We start from the raw sequence: 19,460 nt of genomic DNA, 5'->3' as shown, positions 1-19,460 counted from the left end.
CTGTTGAAGAGGAGGCTCTTATATGGGTGAGGTCATCGTAGTTACGTCCGGCAAGGGAGGAGTTGGTAAAACCACCACCACGGCCAACCTGGGGGCCGGCCTGGCCACTCACGGGCACAGGGTGGTACTGGTGGATGCCGATATCGGGCTGCGCAACCTGGACGTGGTTCTGGGGCTGGAAAACCGCATTGTTTACGATATAACCGATGTTACCGGGGGGCACTGCCGCCTGCGGCAGGCTTTGATCAAGGACAAGCGCTTCGAGGGGCTGTTCCTTTTGCCTGCCGCCCAGACCAAAGATAAAACGGCGGTCAGCCCGGACCAGATGAAGGCCCTGTGTGAGGAACTCAAACAGGAATTCGACTACGTGATTATTGACTGTCCGGCAGGGATCGAGCAGGGCTTTCGCAATGCCATTGCCGGGGCGGACAAGGCCATCGTGGTGACTACCCCCGAAGTAGCTGCCGTACGGGATGCGGACCGGATCATCGGTCTTCTGGAAGCGGCCGAACTGAGGGACCCCAGGCTGATTATCAACCGTATTCGCCCGCGCATGGTGCGCCACGGGGATATGATGAGCATTGAGGATATTATCGACATCCTGGCCATCGATCTTCTGGGGGTGGTGCCGGAAGACGAGATGGTGGTGATCAGCACCAACCGCGGGGAACCCGTGGTCCAGGATGAACGTTCCCGCTCGGGACAGGCTTACCGCAATATTGTCCGGCGGATCAAGGGAGAGGCGGTACCGATGATGAATCTGGACGAAGGCGGTTTTGTATCTCGCTTTTTACGGCGGATGATCGGCTTGTCCTAATCTACTGGGAAGGGGGGTTGGCCTTGCTGGAGTTTTTAAACCGCGTTTTTGGGCGGGAAGCCGGTGGGAGTAAAAATGTGGCCAAGGAGAGGTTACGCCTGGTGCTGGTGCACGACCGGGCCAGTGTTTCGCCCCAGCTCTTGCAAACCTTAAAGACGGAATTGATCAAGGTCATTGAAAAATACATGGATATTGACGAGGATGCACTGGAGATCAACCTTGACAGCAATGAAACCCAGGTGGCCCTGGTGGCCAGCATTCCGGTAAAGGGTATGAAACGCGTGACGAGGCACTTGGCATCGGGTATTTAAGGGGCAACCGCATAATCACCACACCCTGACCCTGTGGTAATTTGGTATTACCCCGGGGCTTTTTTTGTCCCTGGAGGTGGTATATAATTAAACCTGTGGTTTTAGAACATCGTAAATGTTCAGCGAACCCGGTTGAGTGCGGTTTTGCTAAACATTCGCAGGAAATCAACTAGAAGCGGTGATTTTCCTTGGTTGGTAAGCGGTTTACACGCAGCCTTGATCATGTCCTCCTCCTGGCCGCCGGCATGGTGGTTCTCTTTAGTTTAGTGGCCATCGGCAGCGCCACCCTGGAATTTACCGATGAATCATTCAGCCGGTTAAAGAATCTTTTTTTTGCCGTAAAACTCCTGCATCTGGACTATGCCTACGTTGTCAGGCAGCTGGCCTGGATTTTTGTCGGTTTGTGGGTCATGGCGGCAATCATGTATATACCTTACGAAGATCTTTGCAAGCACGCCCGGGAGCTTTATATACTCAACCTGGTCATGCTAATTGCGGTAATCTTTTTGGGACGGGAAGCTCTGGGTGCGCAGCGCTGGATTTATATTGGCCCCTTTAATTTTCAGCCTTCCGAGTTTTCCAAGCTGATCATGATCATCACCTTCGCCAGTTTCCTGTCCGCCCGGGAAGGCCGCTTGAACCGCCTGCGGGACCTCCTGCCCTGTTTTGTGTACGTGGGGATACCCACCCTTTTAATTCTGAAGCAGCCGGACCTGGGTACTTCCCTGGTGTTTGTGGCCATCATGTTCGGCATGCTCTTTTTGGCCGGGGCCAGGCCGGGGTTGCTCCTGGCCCTGATCGGCGCTGGCCTGGCCCTGATGGTTGGCCTGTTTGTCCTGCATATGTACCTGCATAACGCCGACGTTGACCTGGAAAAACAGCTGCTGGTCCTGGAACAGCAGAAAAAGGCGGCCGTTTCCGAAACGGCCAGGCAGGAGCTGCAAAGGAAATATCAACAGGTGGAGAGGGATTACCGGGAAGCCCACCGCCGGCATGAGTCCTTCCACCGGCACACCCTCAAAGAATACCAGGTGACCCGGCTGACCGTTTTTCTGGACCCCCAGAGCGATTTGCTGGGGGCGGGTTACCACGTGTGGCAGTCGCTCATTGCCATTGGCTCCGGAGGGTTCCTGGGCAAGGGGTTGCTGGGCGGTACCCAGAGTCACCTCACCTTTCTGCCCATCCGCCATACCGACTTTATTTTCTCGGTTGTAGGCGAGGAGTTCGGGTTCATGGGAGCGGTGGTGCTCCTGGGCCTGTACCTGGTCCTCTTATACCGGGGGTTAAAAATTGCTTCCCAGGCCAGAGATCTGCAGGGGACGCTGCTGGCCGGGGGAGTGGTTTGTATGTTTGCTTTTCATATCTTTGTCAATATTGGCATGACGGCCGGGATTATGCCGGTGACGGGTATCCCGTTGCCCCTTTTCAGTTACGGCGGCAGCAACATGATCATGAACCTGGCGGCGCTTGGGCTTTTGCTGAACGTCTACATGAGACGCAAGAAAATCCTTTTTTAGGGTGGTGTCCTGCGGGGAAAAATACAAGTAACAATTTGCTTTGCGGGAGGTTATGCTGTTGGTCAAGGGCAGCGCCGTGCGTCAAATAACAAAAAAACGCATAAACTGGTACGGCTCGGTTACGGTTCACCCTGCCATAGCCGGGGTGAGGATATTCCCCCGGGTGGAATCATTAACCCACCGTGTGTTGGAAAACAACGTCCTGCAGGTGCAGGCGACTATCAAACTTTTTGCCGTAGCTCCTCCCGCTACTGATCTCCCTGGTCAAAATGGCCAGGGCCTCCATTGTTTCAGCAGTCTGGTCGACACCACCACCTTTATCCGGTTGAGGCCGCTGGCCCATTCCCGGGACATCCTTTCCATTCGCCATGAAGTGGGGATAGAGAAAACTACCATGCGTCCGGGACGCATCAGTGTCATTGGCCGGCTGGACATTGAGGTTGAATATCTTTCCCCGGTCAGCTTAAATGGGAGGGTGACGGCCTTTGCCACGGGACAGCCTGTAGCTGGGGCAAAGGTCCAGGTGCTGGACATGGAGCAGGAAGAGGTGCTTTACGAAACCACTACCGCTGCCGACGGCAGTTATGCCTTTGAAGGAATTGATGCCGGTACCTACCGGGTGCGGGTTCAGGCGTCCCATTATGAGCCCCGGGAAGAAATCGCCGTCCTGATGCTCCAGGATACGGTAAATTTTGTGCTTCACCGCCGGGTGGACCAGAAGGATGTCGTGGCAAATTAAGACCAGGGCTTGTCATATTTGTCCCCCCTCTCCAATATATTTTTTTCTAGCGGGGGGGATGAATCTTGCTTTGGAACAGGCGTAAAAGAAAATACCCCATCTCTGAATATCCACGCACCGAAGACTGGCCATACCGGTATTCCCCTTCCAGGGGCAGCCGGGGTAACAGCTGGTTCTGGCGGGGTATGGTGGCCATGATTATCTTTGCCATTTTGCTCCTGGTCCGGGAACTTCCCTATCCGGGAGGGGAACAGGTGCGGGAAGGCCTGCGCTACCTTTTGACCACCGAGTGGAACTACCAGCCCGCGGTACAAAAGGTGGTACAGCTGGCCCTGCAAATGGTTAACGTGGACCAACCTTTCCCCGAAGATATACCTCCGGGCACCCGCCAGACCCTGGGTCCCGCCGGTGAAGATGGGCGTTTCCAAATCCCCGTGTCGGGCAAGGTGGTACGGGGTTTTGGGTGGGTGCGGGATCCCCTGGACGATCTGGAACGTTTCCATGCAGGTATTGATATTGCAGTCCCAGCGGGTACGCCCGTGAAAGCGGCCCGGGATGGCCGGGTGGCCAGGGTGGGAGAGGATCCTTCCCTGGGCCGGTTTGTGCTCCTGGATCACGGGGAGGGGGATTATACTTTATACGCCGGGTTGACCGGGATCGCCGTGACCTCCGGGCAGCAGGTGGCCGCGGGCCAAAAACTGGCTGAAGTGGGGGATAAAGGCGATGTGGCCGGCGGTGGTTTGCATTTTGAAGTGCGGGAAAAGGGAAGGTTGATCGATCCCCTGATGAAGTTGCAGTTTTGAGGTGGTTTCCATGCGCCTGGGGCGAATCATGGGGGTGGATTTATACCTGAATACCTTTTTCCTGGCCCTTTTGGGCCTCTTCTTTGTGGCCGGCATCCTGGGCAAGGGGCTGGTGGCTTTTGCCGTAGTGCTACTTCATGAGCTTGCCCATGTGGCCTGCGCCCGGTATCTGGGCGTGCCGGTAAACGAAGTGGAACTGTTGCCCTTCGGCGGGGTCACCCGCATGGGCAGCGAACTGGTTCTGGATCCCGTCAAAGAAGTTTATGTGGCCGCGGCCGGACCGTTATGCAATGTGATTATGCTCCTTCTGGGCCTGGCCATGAAGAACTACGGTTTATGGCATGACGAACTGGGGCCTTTTTTTCTCCAGTGCAACTTGCTCATCGCCGCCTTCAATCTCCTGCCCGCCCTGCCCCTTGACGGCGGCCGGGTTTACCGGGCCAGCCTGGCCGGCCGGATGAGCATAAAGGAGGCCACTTACCGGGCGGCCACCCTGGGGCAGGTCTTTGCTGTGGCTGTGGTCCTGCTGGGATCCTTCGGGTTGTTCCTTGGCTTTACGGGTTTAGATATTTTGTTTACGGGGCTGTTTTTGTTTTTTGCCGCCACCCGGGAGCGGGGTATGGCCCCCTACCTGTTCATGGGTCAACTGGCCGGTAAAAAGGGGGAGATCCTGAGGGCCGGGGTGCTTCCCGTGCAATCGCTGATTGCCCTGGAAGACGTCCCCCTGGGCAAGATTGTCAAACCCTTTCTACCCCAGAAGTTTCACCTGGTGCTGGTTCTTGACCGTCAGTGGCAGTATAAAGGTTTTCTTACCGAAGCTCAAATTATTGATGGTTTGTTGAGCCACGGGGTGGACTTGCCCGTGGGCCGCCTACCTTTGCACCCGCTTTAATGTTTACAACTTTTGGTTAAGCAGGTAAAATAATTTTAAGGTGTGCCTTCCCGGGCAATAATATTAACAGGAGGAGCTTATGTTCGAGCTGGAACAGGTGCTGCACCGGGTACAAAAACCGGCGCGCTATGTGGGCGGTGAATGGAATACCATATACAAGGACTGGGGCAAAACTGCCGTAAAGGTGGCCTTTGCCTTTCCCGATGTTTACGAGGTGGGCATGTCCCACCTGGGCCTGCAGATCCTTTATCATGTGGTGAACAGCCGGGAGGACGCGCTCATGGAGCGCACCTTCGCTCCCTGGGTGGATATGGAGCGGGAGATGCGCCGCCGGGGCATACCTCTCTTTACCCTGGAGTCCCACCGGCCCGTAAGGGATTTTGATATCCTGGCCTTTACCCTGCAATATGAAATGACTTTTACCAATATCTTGAATATGCTGGACCTTGCGGGTATTCCTTTGTGCAGCGACCAGCGGGGTCCGGAACATCCCCTGGTGATTGCCGGGGGGCCATGTGCCTTTAATCCCGAGCCCCTGGCCAGTTTTATTGACCTTTTCGTCATTGGTGAGGGGGAAGAAGTTTTTCACGAACTGCTGGACCTGTACCTGGAGCTGGGTGGGCACCGGGCCGGCCGCCGGCATTTTTTGCGCCGGGCGGCGGAAATACCCGGCATTTACGTTCCTTCCCTGTACCGGGTGGAGTATCATCCCGACGGAACAATTTCCGCCATAGAGCCCATTGCCGGCGGCGTGCCGCCAAAGGTAACCAAACGGGTCATCCGCAACTTTGACCAGGTTTCCTTTCCTGTGAAACCGCTGGTTCCTTACCTGGGTGTGGTCCATGACCGGGGTATGCTGGAGGTGCAGAGAGGGTGTACCCGGGGTTGTCGCTTTTGCCAGGCCGGGGTAATTTACCGGCCCGTACGGGAAAAAAGCCCGGCTACCCTGTTGCGCCAGGCCAGTAAAATTGTCAAACACACGGGGTACGACGAGATCTCCCTGGTATCCCTGAGCACGGCCGACTACTCCCGGGTTCAGGAAGTAGTACGCTCTTTGCTTGATCAATTGGGGGATATGGGGGTAAGTGTATCCCTGCCCTCACTACGGGTGGATGCCTTTTCGGTAGCCCTGGCCCGGGAAGTACAGCGGGTACGCCGGGCCAGCCTTACCTTTGCCCCCGAGGCCGGCACCCAGCGCCTGCGGGATGTGATCAATAAGGGCGTGACAGAAGAAAACCTCATGGAGGCGGTTTCGGCCGCCTTTGCTGCCGGCTGGCAGGCCATCAAGCTTTACTTCATGATCGGCTTGCCTGCGGAAACCGAAGAGGACCTGCGGGGCATCGCCGAACTGGCCCGGCGGGTGCTGGCCCGGGGAAGGGAACTGGGTGTACCCAGGAACAGGCTCAGGGTTACGGTCAGTGCCTCTTCCTTTGTGCCCAAGTCCCATACGCCCTTCCAGTGGGAGCCCCAGGTGGAAATGGAGGAGCTGTACCGCCGGCAAGCACTTTTGCGGGGACTGTTAAAGGAAAAGGGGCTGGTCTTCCACTGGCATGAGGTGGAAGCCAGCTTCCTGGAGGCAGTTCTGGCCCGGGGAGACCGGCGCCTGGGCCGGGTGCTGGAAGAGGCCTGGCGGCTGGGCTGCCGGTTTGACGGTTGGTCCGAATGCTTTGACTTTGCCAGGTGGCAGGAAGCATTTCGTGTCGCCGGTTTGGACCCTACCTGGTATGCCTACCGGCGTTATGCCTACGATGATCTTTTGCCGTGGGATCACATTGATGCCGGTGTGAGCAGGAAGTACCTGGTCCTGGAACACAAGAGGGCCATGGAGGGGAAGGTTACGCCCGACTGCCGTACCGGCAAGTGCCCCGGCTGCGGCCTCTGCCCCACCCTGGAGATCGAACCGGAATTGCTGGACCGGGCAGAGGGTGTATCCGGATAATGTCTCATGTAAATATAATACAGGAGGTACCCATTTTGCCCCGTTACCGGATTGAGTTTCGCAAAGAAGGCCCGGCCCGTTTCATCTCCCACCTGGACCTGGTGCGCACCCTTGAACGGGCCATGCGCCGGGCCGGGCTGCCCCTGGCCTTCTCCCAGGGGTTTAACCCCCACCCCCGCTTCAGCCTGGGGGCGCCTTTACCTGTGGGGGTGAAGGGGGAAAAAGAGTATTTAGACCTGGAACTGGTGGCTGCGCTCCCGGTGGATGAAATGCTTAAACGCTTAAACGATCAGCTTCCCCGGGGACTTAAGGTGACCAGGGTATGGCGCATTCCCGATGACGCGCCGGCACTGATGGCCACCCTTGAAAAAGCCACCTACCGGGTGGACGTATCCCTGGCGCGGGAAATTACTCAGGAAGACCTGCAGAGGAGCATTGACGGGCTGCTTGAGACCCCGGAAGTCATCATTACCCGCCGGGCCGGGGAGGACAAGGAAAAGGTCCTGGATATCCGCCCGGGCATTTATGCCCTGTCCGGCCGGCTGGAAGATGGCCGTGCCAGGCTGGAGATGAGCCTTGCCGTGGGTAACCGTGGAACCGTGCGCCCGGAAGAAGTGGTGCTGGTACTGGCGGAGCGGTTCGGGCTTCCGGTTAAAGATGAGCAGCCCGATGTGATCCGGACGGGCCTATACCCGGCGGAACCAGAAAAATCCTATGGAGGTTAAATTTGAAAGAAGGTTTTGGTTTTGTTTAAGGAAATCGTGATTAATGCGGGAGAAGAGGAAACCCGGGTAGCGGTGCTGGAAGACCGGGTGCTGGTGGAAATGTATATTGAACGTTCTTTCCAGCAGCGCCTGGTGGGCAATATTTTCCGCGGCCGGGTGGAAAATGTTCTACCCGGCATGCAGGCGGCCTTTGTAGACATCGGTTTAGACAAGAACGCCTTTTTATATGTGGAGGACGCCCTGCCGCCCCGTGGAGGCGACGGTTTTCATCATCACGGACTGGGGACCAGCATTACCGATATATTAAAAAAGGGCCAGGATGTGATTGTCCAGATTGTTAAGGAACCAATCGGCACAAAGGGGCCGCGGGTGACCACCCACGTTACCCTGCCCGGGCGTTATGTGGTTTTGATGCCCACCATGGATTACATCGGCATTTCCCGGCGCATTGAACAGGAGCGGGAACGGGAAAGGTTAAAAGAGCTGGCCGCCCGCTTGAAACCTGAAGGCATGGGTTTAATCGTACGCACGGTGGCCGAGGGGGTTGAAGAGGAAGACTTTGCCCAGGATGTGCATATGCTTACCAGGCTCTGGCGCAAGATCCTCCACCGGGCCGGTCAGGGACCGGTGCCCAACCTGATCCACCGGGATCTGGAACTGATCCAGCGCATCCTGCGGGACGTTTTTACTGAAGATGTGGACCGCCTGACGGTGGATTCCCGCTCCGAGTATGAAAAAATTATGGAGCTTTTGGACATCACTTCGCCGAAGCTGAAATACAAGGTGTTTTTAGAAGAAAGGGAAAATATCTTCCAGGATTACGGCATTGAACAGGAAATTGAACGGGCGCTTAAACGTAAAGTCTGGCTCAAATGCGGCGGTTACCTGGTGATCGATCAGGCCGAGGCCCTCACCGTGATAGATGTTAATACTGGCAAGTATGTGGGCAGCACCAACCTGGAGGACACGGTGCTGAAAACCAACCTGGATGCGGCAGTGGAAATAGCCCGCCAGCTGCGTCTGCGCAATATAGGCGGGATCATCATTATCGACTTCATTGACATGCAGCAGGAAGGGCACCGGCGCCAGGTTCTAAAAGTTCTGGAAGAAGAGATCAAAAAGGACAAGACCAGGACCAATATTCTGGGCATCACCCAGCTGGGGCTGGTGGAAATGACCAGAAAGAAGGTCCGTCCCAGCCTGTCCGAGGTATTGCAGCGCCCCTGCCCTTATTGTGAGGGGCGGGGTAAGGTGCTCTCGGAGGAAACGGTGGGCATTCATTTCAAGAACCGCATCATTGAACTGGCCCGGCGTACCAGCGCCGACACCATTTTGGTGGAGGCCCACCCCCTGGTGGCTGCCCGGCTAATTGGCAGCGGGGGCGTTAACCTGCGGGAGCTGGAGCAGAAAACGGGCAAAAACCTTTACATTCGCGGTTCCCAAGGGCAGCATATCGAATCAGTGAGCATCCGTCCTCTCTACAGCAAAGAAGAAGTCATTGCCCACACTTTACCAGTCAAGCCCGGCCAGGTGCTGGAGGTGAAGGTGGAAGAACCGCATATCTCCAACACCAACGACGGTATTGCACGTATTGACGGTTTTATCCTGGACATTGAGGGGGCTGGCTCCCTGGTGGGCGAAACGGTGCCCGTGGAGGTAAGCAAGGTCTACCGCACCTACGCCCGGGCCCGGCTGGTGAAGTAATTCCGTAATTGTTCAATAAAACCGCTACCATCGGCACGGTGCCGCGTTGTCCAAAGCGAGCGACTTGCGGAGCGCTGGTAACAGCACCCGGCAAAGCGAGGGTAACCGGACTGCGGCGCGAAACCAGCGGCACCGAAATGTAGCTTTAGAAAAGGTTACTTACTGAAATGACAAAAAGATGACAGTAAGGTACAAATGCCATGCCGCCTTTGCAGCGCCGCTAGTCCGGTCCGAAGCGAGCCGCGGTGCTGTCAGCGCGGAGCACCGGAGCGAGCGTGGACAACGCGGCACCATAGGCGGGTTACTGAACATTTACTTAAATTCCCGTTTTGCTTGACAAAACTAGCGGTTGTGTTAAAATGTTATACCGTAGGCAGTTTTCGCGCTGCCGCAACCGCACGAAAGGGGTTTTATAAAAGGGCAAAAGTCCCTACCTGCTTTCGGCGAGACCTGAAAAAGGGGAGGTTTTATCTTTGTACGCCATAATTGCCACAGGTGGCAAACAGTACCGGGTTTGTGAGGGGGACACCCTGCTGGTGGAAAAGCTGGCGGTGGAACCCGGTGAAGTGGTGGAAATCGACCAGGTGCTGGCTGTGGAAAAGGACGGGGAGCTCCGCGTGGGCAGCCCGGTGGTGGAAGGAGCCAGGGTAATCTTAAAAGCCGTACGCCACGGCCGGGGTCCCAAGATTATCGTCTTTAAGTATAAGCCCAAGAAAAACTACCGCCGTAAAAAAGGGCACAGGCAGCCTTTTACCGAGGTTATCGTTGAAAAAATTGAAGCCTGAAGAAACCGTGCTTTTGGGGCCGGTCTTAGCAGGAGGTGAGAATTATGGCGCATAAAAAAGGTGTTGGTAGTTCACGTAACGGCCGGGATTCCAATCCCAAGTTTCTCGGCGTAAAGCGTCAGGACGGTCAGTTTGTCACCGCCGGAAGCATTCTGGTACGGCAGCGGGGAACCCGCATTCACCCGGGGCGTAATGTAGGTAAAGGCGGCGACGATACTCTGTTTGCCCTGGTAGACGGTGTGGTTTCCTTCCACCGCAAAGGGCGCGATAAAAAGCAGGTTAGCGTGATTCCGGTGGCGGCACTGCAAGCTTAGAAGATTTGACACGGGCCAGCTTTAGGCTGGCCTTGATTTTTCTCGCCAGACTTTTTTTGCCGGCAGGGATTCTCTTTTTCTGAATAGAAAAAGTTAACCTGTCGAGTATAATGCTGGAGGAAGGTTTCATGGAGTTAAAATCCCTGCTGGAGTTTATCCGCCTGCAAAGGCACGACTTTCTCAACCACCTACAGGTAATCTCCGGGTTTATTCAAATGAATAAGGGGGAAAAGGCGCGGGAATATCTCCTGGAAGTGGCCCGGGAACTGGAGCGCCTGGCGAAAATCATCCATTTGCAGGTGCCCGAGGCCACCGCGGCATTTCTGGCGGCTCTCGCTCAAGGTACCGATTTACAGGTTGAAGTAGACTACGACATTCAATGCAATCTGGCTGATTGCTCCGTTGCCGGGGAACAGGTGGGTGCCGCCCTGGAAACGGCCTTTTCCCAGGCCATATCCTGTCTGTCGTCACCAGAGGTTGCAAACCGCCGCCTGGAGATTACCCTGCGGGAGTCGGAAGACTGCTACACCTGCCGTTTGGTTTTTCCGGCGGTGACCCCTTGCGAACCGCTCAAGGAGAAAATATCCGCCGTCAACAGGCTTCTGGCCGGTCATGATGGCCGGGCGGAGATGGTTGAAGTTCAGAAGGATGGCGAAAGTTCCTTTGAAATTTTACTTGTTTTTCCCCGCCGGGAGTCCTGAACCATTTCAATGGGGTACATAATAACCAAAGGTGAAAAGAGTATGTTTTTTGATACTGCAAAGATTTATGTCCGGGGAGGAGACGGCGGAAACGGGTGCGTGGCCTTTCGCCGGGAAAAGTACGTTCCCGAAGGCGGTCCGGCGGGGGGTGACGGCGGCCGGGGCGGGAATGTGATCCTGAAAGTGGACCCGGGCCTGCGCACCCTGGTGGATTTCCGCTACCAGCGTCATTACAAGGCCGGGCGGGGCCAGCACGGCATGGGTAAGAATATGCACGGCAGGCAGGGAGAGGACCTGATCCTCAGGGTCCCCCCGGGTACCCTGGTGCGGGATGTCGCTACCGGGGAAGTGATTGCCGACCTGGTATACCCGGGGCAGGAAGTGGTGGCAGCTCGGGGAGGACGGGGAGGACGGGGGAATGCCCGTTTTGCCAGTGCGGTGAACAGGGCTCCCCGCATGGCCGAAAAAGGCGAGCCGGGAGAGGAACGCTGGTTGGAACTGGAACTCAAGCTGCTGGCCGATGTGGGCCTGGTGGGCTTTCCCAACGCCGGCAAATCCACCCTGATCGCCCGGGTGTCGGCCGCCCGCCCCAAAATTGCCGACTACCCCTTCACCACCCTGGTGCCCAATCTGGGCGTGGTACGGGTGGACGAGGGGCGCAGTTTTGTCATGGCCGACATACCCGGCCTCATTGAAGGGGCCCACGCCGGTGCCGGGTTAGGCCACCAGTTTCTGCGCCATACGGAACGGACGCGCCTTTTGGTGCACGTCCTGGATATTGCCGGGAGCGAGGGACGGGACCCCCTGCAGGATTTTGAGATCGTCAACCGGGAGCTGGCCCTGTACGACCCGGACCTGGCGGCGCGCCCCATGGTGGTGGCGGCCAATAAAATGGATTTGCCCGGGGCTGCGGAGAACCTGGACCGTTTGCGTGAGGCCCTGGGTGACAGGTACGAAATTTTCCCCATCAGTGCCTTGAACGGGGAAGGCACAGCTCCCCTGATTTATCGCCTGGCTGATTTGCTGGACCGGCTCCCGGTCCCGGAGCCGGTGGTTGAGGAAAGGGTGCGCGTAACCAGGGTGGAGGAGCCCCGGTTTACCGTATCCCGCCGGAATGGAGTGTTTGTAGTGGAAGGACGGGAGATCGAGCGCCACGTGGCCATGACCGACCTGGAAAACGAAGAGGCGGTGGAAAGACTGCAGCGGATCATTTCCCGGATGGGGCTGGAGGATGCTTTGAGGGAAGCGGGTATTCGGGAAGGGGACACGGTGCGCATCGGGAAATTTGAGTTTACTTATATGGAATGAAGTAAGGTCTTCCCCACTTTAAGGGGAAGGCCTTTTAAAAAGGTGTGAACCTCCCCCGGGACAAGCCCTCTAAAAAGGTATAAAAATCAGGTTGATGGGCAGGTAGGACGCAGCCGGGGGCATAAAACGCAGGGTTTTTTGCTGCCCGGGTTCGATAATGCCCACCAGGGCCCCCTGGCCGGGTGGGTTCAGCACGCCCCGGTTGGGCAGGTAGAAGGGCTGGTCGTCCCAGGTGGCCGCGCCGGCAAAGGGCCCGCCCCGGGGCGAGAAAAACACGCCCATGCGGTGCTTCGACTCAATGGTTATTTCGTAAGACACACCGTAATTGCCCTTGTTGTACCCCAGCAGGTTGGTGGCTCCGTCCCTGCCGTAAAGGAAAGAGTCATCCCCACCGTCGGCAATAATCAGCCGGGCCGGTTTGTTTTCATACAGGTGTACCGACAGGAACCGGTTGGCCAGGGGATAAGTGCCCCGGATGTGCTTGCCGTCCGGTGGAAGCGTGGACAGATCACTGTATGCGGTTATGGGATCCCTGTTTTCCGTGGCCACCACGGAAAAGAGTACCTCCCGGTCGGTATGTATATCAAAAATGCCGTGTACACACAGTCCCGGGGGAATGGACCTCTGCTCTTCATTTAAGATTCTCGTTTCCCCCGGTTCCAGGTAAATGGTGCGGGCCTGTTCCGTCCCGATTGCCAGGTAGCGGTAAGTGGCCGCCCGGCCTGCAGCCATGGGGTCCCCGGGGCCGGCAAGGGCCTTCTTCTTGATAGTAACCGTGGCCGTGTCCAGGCCCTGGTTGGTGGCCAGGATATAAACGTGCTGGTTGACGGTGCTTCCGTTGATGTGGTGGTAGTAAAGCCGGGCCGTTCCCCGCAGGGTATCGGCATAAAGGATGCCTTCCCGGGTAAATACCTCCGGGCTGTTGCTGACCATCAACATTTCCCGGCTCATGGTGGTGGCGGGATCTACCGCGGGCAGCTGCAGCACCTCCACCGCCGATAAATCCAGGGGTTCTCCCGGGATGGGGTGGTGCAGGTTATAGGTTATCTCATCCATGAGCACTTCTTCGGTGACGGTAATGGTTTTGCTGGCCGTTTCGCTCCACGCACCGCGGCTGTCCTTAACCTGCAGGGCGACGGTATATTCCCCCGGTTTGAAAAAGGCCCGCTGTTTGCCCGTCCATTTCACTTCCACCAGCCCGTCCCCATCGGGGTCATAACTCTCATCCCGGTAAATGACTGTCTCCCCCTGGGCCACGGTGGTCTTTTCGATCTCGAAGCGGGCCACCGGGGGTCGGTTTGGTGGGGGCGGTGGCGGGGGTAGGGTAATCCTGATTTCCCGGCTGGGAGCATCGTAGGAAACCTGGTATTTTAAGGTTTCGGCCACGAAACGCAGGGGTACCAGGGTAGTGCTGCCGCTGATGGTGGGCGCGCAGGGCAGTTGCTGGATCCGGCCTTCAACCACTGCCTCTTTGCTTTCCGGTTTGAGATGGATCTGGCCCTCCCGTCCTTTAATGGTTATCTCCCGGGACTGGTTGTCCCAGTGTACTTCCATGCCCAGCGTTTCCGCCAGAAAGCGCAAAGGCACAAGCGTAATGCCGTCCTTAATTGCCGGTGCCGCCGGGAGAGGGTAAACCGTTCCGTCAACCACTGCCTGGTTGGAGGACAGCTTCAAAATAATTATGCCGGCCGATGCATACACCGGGGTTTGTAAAGGAAAGGCAAAAAGGCAAAGGACCGGTAGAACCATCAGGATCTTCTGGAAAATTGCTTTCATAGATAGCACCTCTAACTAAAAAGCTGCCAATCTAAAGTCTATAAGCATAAAAAAATCATGTGCTTGGCCGGTAGTTATGTGCACCCGTGCCAGTGCTGATCACCTCCTTCCTGCACTTTTTAAACCATGGCCTACTATATAGACGTTTCCAGGCGGATTTTGGTTTCATAAGCTGAAAATTTTTTTACCGGCTGCCGTCCGGCAGTTACGCAATAGTATCTTTTGGCACCGGTCAATGGTTTATGGTATACTGTTGCCGGTGGTGATTTTCATGGCCGGGGAAAGGGATTTCCACCATATCAAACGGGTTGTGGTCAAGGTGGGTTCCAGTTCCATCATCTATCCCACCGGGCGGCCCAACCTTTCCCAGATGGAACAACTGGCGCGTCAACTGGCGGATTTACATAACCAGGGCAAAGAAGTGCTCCTGGTCACTTCGGGAGCCATTGGGGTGGGACAGCACCGGTTGGGTTACACCCGCCGACCCAGGACCATTCCGGAAAAGCAGGCCGCCGCGGCGGTGGGCCAGGGTATGCTTATGCATATGTATGATAAGTTCTTTGGCGAATACGGTATTGCCGTGGGCCAAATCCTCCTGACCAGGGAGGATTTCAGTGACCGCAGGCGCTTTTTAAACGCCCGCAACACCATGTATACCCTTTTGCGCCAGGGCGTGGTACCCGTGATTAATGAAAACGATACGGTGGCGGTGGAGGAAATAAAGCTGGGGGATAACGACAACCTGGCGGCCCTAGTGGCCACCCTGGTGGATGCCGAGTTGCTGGTTCTTTTATCGGATATAGCAGGCCTTTACGATGCCGATCCCCGCAAAGACAGCGGGGCCAGGCTAATCGCGGAAGTGCACGAAATCACGCCGGAACTGGAAGCCCTTTCCGGAGGGGCGGGGACGCCGGTGGGTACCGGCGGCATTGTTACCAAGCTCCAGGCGGCGCGCATTGCCATGCACGCGGGGATCGTTACCGTGCTGGCCAGTTCTTCCGAAAAGGATGTGGTCAGGCGGGTGGTGGCCGGCGAACCCCTGGGTACGGTATTCTGGCCCTGCAGCCGGCTGGAGAAAAAAAAGTGCTGGATTGCCTATAGCTCCACCGTGCACGGCCGCATCTACGTGGATGAAGGAGCGGCACGGGCGCTGCTGGAAAACGGCAAGAGCCTTTTGCCTTCGGGGATCATCCGGGTGGAAGGTTCCTTTGAGATGGGCAACACCGTGAGCATCTGCGATCCTGCAGGTAAAGAAATTGCCCGTGGTATAGTGAACTACTCCTCCGCCGAAGTGGAACGCATCAAGGGCTTACAGACCAGGGAGATTGCCAGGGTATTGGGGCATAAGGACTACGACGAGGTGGTCCACCGCAACAACCTGGTGCTGGATATTTAAACATGCCGTGCCGGCAATTAATAGGGGGTAGGAAAGATGATGGAACAAATTGAGCAAGAGGTAAGGGAAAAAGCCCGCAGGGCCAGGGAGGCAGCCCGGCATCTGGCCTACCTTTCTACGGAAGTAAAGAACCGGGCTCTTCTGGCCATGGCCGAAAGCCTGCTTAACAACCGGGAGCGCATTCTGGCGGCCAACGAAATTGACGTGCAGGCCGGACGGGAGAAGGGTTTATCCCGGGCCCTGATCGACCGCCTGCTGCTTACCCCCGGGCGCATCGAGGATATGGCTGAAGGGTTAAGGGCTGTGGCTTCCCTGCCCGATCCGGTGGGGGAAGTGGAATCCATGTGGCTGCGGCCCAACGGCCTGCAGGTGGGGCGGATGCGGGTTCCCCTGGGGGTAGTAGGGATGATTTATGAGGCCCGGCCCAATGTTACTGTGGATGCCGCGGGCTTGTGTTTGAAGGCGGGCAACGCCGTAGTGCTGCGGGGTGGCTCTGAGGCCATCAATTCCAACCGCGCCATTGTGGCCGTCATTGCCGCAGCCGCCGAGGGCGCAGGCATCCCCGCCAGTGCCGTCCAGCTCATTGAGAATACCGACCGGGCGGCAGTGAATATCATGCTCAAGTTAAACGGCCTTCTGGATGTACTTATCCCCCGGGGCGGGGCCGGATTAATCAGGACGGTGGTCGAGAATGCCACCGTGCCGGTGATTGAAACGGGCGTGGGCAACTGCCACGTTTATGTGGACGAGGGGGCCGACCTGGAAATGGCTCGTTCCATTGTGATCAACGCGAAATGCCAGCGTCCCGGGGTATGCAATGCCATGGAAACACTCCTGGTGCACCAGCAGGTGGCCCGGGAGCTGCTGCCGGGGCTTTTGGAGGATTTAAGGGCGGCCGGGGTAGAAGTGCGGGGATGCGAGAACACGCGTGAGCTGGTGCCCTGGGTGGTACCGGCCACAGAGGAGGATTGGGCGACGGAGTACCTGGACCTGATCCTGGCCGTGAAGGTGGTGGAATCCATGGAGGAGGCCATGGAGCACATCTACCGCTACGGCACCAGGCATTCCGAGGCCATCGTCACCCGGGATTATGCTCGGGCCAGGCGGTTTTTGCGGGAGGTGGATGCGGCGGCGGTATACGTGAACGCCTCCACCCGCTTTACCGACGGTTACCAGTACGGTTTGGGGGCCGAGATCGGCATTTCCACCCAGAAGCTCCATGCCCGGGGACCCATGGGATTGAAGGAACTGACCACTTACAAGTATATTGTTTTCGGCGAGGGTCAAATCCGGAGTTGATGCCTTATTGTGGGTTTAAAAGCAAAGGACAGGCTTTGGGTAAAAGGTCTGTCCTTTTTTCGGCATTTTTGCGTTTAAGCCCTGGCCTGCAGGGCGGCGATTACTTCCTCCGACGTGATAAACCGGGCGAATTCATCGCAGGCCCGGGACTGGAACCTGGTGCGGTTGCGGATGATTTTGAATTCCCTGGTTATGTTTATGTCCTTCAGCCGAACCGGTTTGATGGTGCCCAGGGCCAGCTCCTTGCGGATTGTCCACTTGGAAAGGAAGGAGATGCCCAGCCCCGCTTCCACGGCCTGCTTGATGGCCTGGGTGCTGCCCATGACAATTATCCTGGACGGTATAACCTCCAGCTGGCGCAGGGCGTTTTCCGCAGCCACACGGGTGCCGGAGCCTTCCTCCCGCAGGATGACGGTGCAGGGTTCCAGATCCTCCCCCGTAGCATGGGATTTGCCGGCCAGTGGATGTCCCGGGGAGACGATGAGCACCATTTCATCGGTGAGAAAAGGTTCCACCTGCAGGTGGGCATGTTCTACCGGCCCCTCCACCAGGCCGATGTCAATACTTCCTTCCAGGGTTTGTTCAAAGACCATGGCCGTGTTGCCGATGGTCATGGCCAGCTCCACATCGGGGTACTTCTGGGCAAAGGCGCCCAGCAGCCGGGGCAGCACGTACTCCCCGATGGTCATGCTGGCTCCCACCGCAATCTTGCCCGTAACCAGTTCGATGAGATCGGTTACCGCCCGTTCGGCCTCCTGGTGCAGGTTTAAGATTTTTTTGGCGTAGGAGTAAAGGATGGCGCCGGCCTGGGTCAGTTCCACCTTTTTGTTTGAACGGTCAAAGAGCCGTGCCCGGTAGTGTTCTTCCAGGGCGTGGATGTGCTGGCTGATGGCCGGCTGGGTGAGGTTGAGTACCTCGGCGGCCCGGGAAAAATTTTTCTTTTCCGCTACAGTTACAAAAACCCTCAATTGGTGATCAAGCACTTTCTTTTTCTACCTCCAGTTGCGTATATTTGTGACAACCTTTCGGCTGGCATTTTTAAACGCTGTAAATATTGGGTGAACTCCATTGAAAAATGTGAATTATTATATACCTTAAATAACACTTACTAATTCTATACGCACCCGTCAATCGTGTCAACAAGGGGTTGCTTTTTGTCACCAGGACCATTAAAATGATGCTGAGGTTTTGGCTTATGGCACAGACGCTGAAAAGATTGGGCATTATGGGCGGCACCTTCGACCCCATCCACTACGGACACCTGGTGGCTGCCGAGGGAGCCCGGCATGCCTTTCAACTGGAAAAGGTTATTTTCATTCCTGCCGGCCGTCCCCCCCACAAAACGGGCCGGAAGATTTCCGACCCGCACCACCGCTGGATCATGACAGAACTGGCCGTGGCCAGCAATCCTTATTTCGACACCTCCAGCATCGAAGTGGAGCGGCCCGGTTATTCCTACACCATCGACACGGTACGGGAAGTCCGAAATCTTTACCCCGGGGCGGAAATTTTTTTTATTACCGGTGCGGATGCGGTACTGGAAATATTGAACTGGAAAAATGTAAATGAGCTGCTGGAAATGTGCTGGTTTATTGCCGCCACCCGTCCCGGCTACCCCCTGGGAAATTTAAAGCGCCGGCTGGCGGGGATAAGTCCGGAGTACGTAAAGCGCATTATCCCGATGGAAGTGCCGGCCCTGGCCATTTCTTCCACGGAAATCAGGGCTCGCGTGCAGGAAGGGCGCCCCATCAAGTATCTCCTGCCCGAGCCGGTGGAGGCGTACATCTTGAACCGGGGGCTGTATAAATGAAATGGCCCGCGCGGCAGGAGCGGCACCTGTCCGGAGTAAACCCGGAAAGCAGGTGCCGCCCTGCCGTGGGGCCATCTTTTACGTTAAGTTGTTTACAGGTTTTACTGTTTAAGCTTGCAAGCAAAAGCGGCAAAGCTGTTAGAAAAAAATGCAGCTCAGGTTCAGCTAAAATATACTGCTTCCGGTTCGAGATATTTCGAGATCACAGAAAAAACGCCCCCGTAGGTTATGTCCAGGGGTACGGATACGATATCGAAGATGCTGTTTTCAGGATATTAAAATTGGGAATACCAGCGGCAAGATGATCGTATTTAAAGACAAGAGCCTAAAGATTAGGTGGATAAATCTAGGGATAGTTTATCAACTGGAAGGAAATGTTAGTAAAGAAGAAGCTCTAAAAATAGTTGAGTCTTTGCATTAAACAAATCACGGCTGGTCTTTACTTTATATAAAATGCCGGTAAATAAGACTCCGCGGGCTTGCTGGGTTTGGTTACCCCGTCATTGGTCAGACTGTGCTCGCCTCTTACTCGATAATAATAGCCTTGATCAGCACAAAGGGGAAAAGGGACAATCGACTCCTTTTCCCCTTTACCATATATGGCTGGACAACTGGCCCCCCTGT

General features: G+C 56.3%; 19 protein-coding genes and 1 other annotated feature. Of the genes, 17 read left to right on the top strand and 2 right to left on the bottom strand.

Features of this window, described 5'->3' with window-relative positions:
* Positions 1 to 22 precede the first annotated feature (22 nt).
* The 13 genes from minD to obgE all read left to right on the top strand — a co-directional run bounded on the left by minD (position 23) and on the right by obgE (position 12,555).
* Positions 23 to 817 carry a septum site-determining protein MinD gene (gene minD / locus BUA65_RS07315; protein ID WP_072868479.1) on the top strand — a complete coding sequence of 265 codons (795 nt, stop codon included), beginning with the start codon at positions 23 to 25 and terminating at the stop codon, positions 815 to 817.
* 23 nt (positions 818 to 840) lie between these two features.
* Complete coding sequence (gene minE, locus BUA65_RS07310) at positions 841 to 1,128, top strand: cell division topological specificity factor MinE (protein ID WP_072868478.1); 288 nt, start codon at positions 841 to 843, stop codon at positions 1,126 to 1,128.
* Positions 1,129 to 1,316: 188 nt separating this feature from the next.
* Positions 1,317 to 2,645, top strand: coding sequence for a rod shape-determining protein RodA (gene rodA, locus BUA65_RS07305; protein ID WP_072868476.1), 1,329 nt, complete (start codon positions 1,317 to 1,319; stop codon positions 2,643 to 2,645).
* Between the two features lie 52 nt (positions 2,646 to 2,697).
* On the top strand, positions 2,698 to 3,384 hold the full coding sequence (locus tag BUA65_RS07300) for a carboxypeptidase-like regulatory domain-containing protein (RefSeq protein ID WP_084062137.1): 687 nt from the start codon (positions 2,698 to 2,700) through the stop codon (positions 3,382 to 3,384).
* Between the two features lie 65 nt (positions 3,385 to 3,449).
* Positions 3,450 to 4,187 carry a M23 family metallopeptidase gene (locus BUA65_RS07295; RefSeq protein ID WP_084062136.1) on the top strand — a complete coding sequence of 246 codons (738 nt, stop codon included), beginning with the start codon at positions 3,450 to 3,452 and terminating at the stop codon, positions 4,185 to 4,187.
* 10 nt (positions 4,188 to 4,197) lie between these two features.
* Entirely contained in the window at positions 4,198 to 5,079 is an 882-nt protein-coding gene (locus tag BUA65_RS07290) for a M50 family metallopeptidase (protein ID WP_072868471.1), read from the top strand.
* Positions 5,080 to 5,158: 79 nt separating this feature from the next.
* Positions 5,159 to 7,018 (top strand): TIGR03960 family B12-binding radical SAM protein, encoded by a 1,860-nt coding sequence (locus tag BUA65_RS07285; protein ID WP_072868469.1) that lies wholly within the window; start codon positions 5,159 to 5,161, stop codon positions 7,016 to 7,018.
* Positions 7,019 to 7,053: 35 nt separating this feature from the next.
* The gene (locus BUA65_RS07280) at positions 7,054 to 7,743 is read left to right on the top strand and encodes a TIGR03936 family radical SAM-associated protein (RefSeq protein WP_165613213.1); all 690 of its coding nucleotides are present in this window, start codon (positions 7,054 to 7,056) and stop codon (positions 7,741 to 7,743) included.
* Between the two features lie 21 nt (positions 7,744 to 7,764).
* A complete protein-coding gene (locus BUA65_RS07275; protein WP_072868465.1) occupies positions 7,765 to 9,447 on the top strand; it encodes an Rne/Rng family ribonuclease in 1,683 nt (560 codons plus the stop codon).
* A 382-nt stretch (positions 9,448 to 9,829) separates the two neighbouring features.
* Positions 9,830 to 9,908: a sequence feature (ribosomal protein L21 leader region), on the top strand.
* Between the two features lie 12 nt (positions 9,909 to 9,920).
* Positions 9,921 to 10,232 (top strand): 50S ribosomal protein L21, encoded by a 312-nt coding sequence (rplU, locus tag BUA65_RS07270; RefSeq protein WP_072868463.1) that lies wholly within the window; start codon positions 9,921 to 9,923, stop codon positions 10,230 to 10,232.
* Positions 10,233 to 10,276: 44 nt separating this feature from the next.
* Entirely contained in the window at positions 10,277 to 10,546 is a 270-nt protein-coding gene (gene rpmA, locus BUA65_RS07265; protein WP_072868462.1) for a 50S ribosomal protein L27, read from the top strand.
* Positions 10,547 to 10,656: 110 nt separating this feature from the next.
* Positions 10,657 to 11,247, top strand: coding sequence for a Spo0B domain-containing protein (locus BUA65_RS07260; RefSeq protein ID WP_072868460.1), 591 nt, complete (start codon positions 10,657 to 10,659; stop codon positions 11,245 to 11,247).
* A gap of 42 nt (positions 11,248 to 11,289) precedes the next feature.
* Positions 11,290 to 12,555 (top strand): GTPase ObgE, encoded by a 1,266-nt coding sequence (gene obgE / locus BUA65_RS07255; protein ID WP_072868519.1) that lies wholly within the window; start codon positions 11,290 to 11,292, stop codon positions 12,553 to 12,555.
* A gap of 69 nt (positions 12,556 to 12,624) precedes the next feature.
* On the opposite strand, the gene BUA65_RS07250 is transcribed toward obgE, so the two are convergent.
* Positions 12,625 to 14,331, bottom strand: a complete 1,707-nt coding sequence (locus BUA65_RS07250) for a stalk domain-containing protein (RefSeq protein ID WP_072868458.1) — start codon at positions 14,329 to 14,331, stop codon at positions 12,625 to 12,627.
* A gap of 271 nt (positions 14,332 to 14,602) precedes the next feature.
* Between BUA65_RS07250 and proB the strand changes: the two genes are divergently transcribed.
* Both proB and BUA65_RS07240 read left to right on the top strand, forming a co-directional pair.
* Positions 14,603 to 15,727 (top strand): glutamate 5-kinase, encoded by a 1,125-nt coding sequence (gene proB / locus BUA65_RS07245; protein WP_072868517.1) that lies wholly within the window; start codon positions 14,603 to 14,605, stop codon positions 15,725 to 15,727.
* A 36-nt stretch (positions 15,728 to 15,763) separates the two neighbouring features.
* Positions 15,764 to 17,026, top strand: a complete 1,263-nt coding sequence (locus tag BUA65_RS07240; protein ID WP_072868456.1) for a glutamate-5-semialdehyde dehydrogenase — start codon at positions 15,764 to 15,766, stop codon at positions 17,024 to 17,026.
* 74 nt (positions 17,027 to 17,100) lie between these two features.
* Here BUA65_RS07240 and BUA65_RS07235 read toward each other — a convergent pair whose 3' ends face one another.
* A complete protein-coding gene (locus BUA65_RS07235; protein ID WP_072868455.1) occupies positions 17,101 to 18,009 on the bottom strand; it encodes a selenium metabolism-associated LysR family transcriptional regulator in 909 nt (302 codons plus the stop codon).
* 212 nt (positions 18,010 to 18,221) lie between these two features.
* Between BUA65_RS07235 and nadD the strand changes: the two genes are divergently transcribed.
* Positions 18,222 to 18,836, top strand: coding sequence for a nicotinate-nucleotide adenylyltransferase (gene nadD, locus BUA65_RS07230; protein ID WP_072868515.1), 615 nt, complete (start codon positions 18,222 to 18,224; stop codon positions 18,834 to 18,836).
* A 172-nt stretch (positions 18,837 to 19,008) separates the two neighbouring features.
* The gene (locus BUA65_RS19190; RefSeq protein WP_369332851.1) at positions 19,009 to 19,257 is read left to right on the top strand and encodes a DUF4367 domain-containing protein; all 249 of its coding nucleotides are present in this window, start codon (positions 19,009 to 19,011) and stop codon (positions 19,255 to 19,257) included.
* The last annotated feature ends 203 nt before the right edge of the window (positions 19,258 to 19,460 follow it).

The organism is Desulfofundulus thermosubterraneus DSM 16057 (genome assembly GCF_900142025.1).
GTDB classification, from domain to species: Bacteria; Bacillota; Desulfotomaculia; order Desulfotomaculales; family Desulfovirgulaceae; genus Desulfofundulus; species Desulfofundulus thermosubterraneus.
Note: the sequence above shows the minus strand (reverse complement) of the source record. Positions and strands in the feature narration are given on the sequence as shown.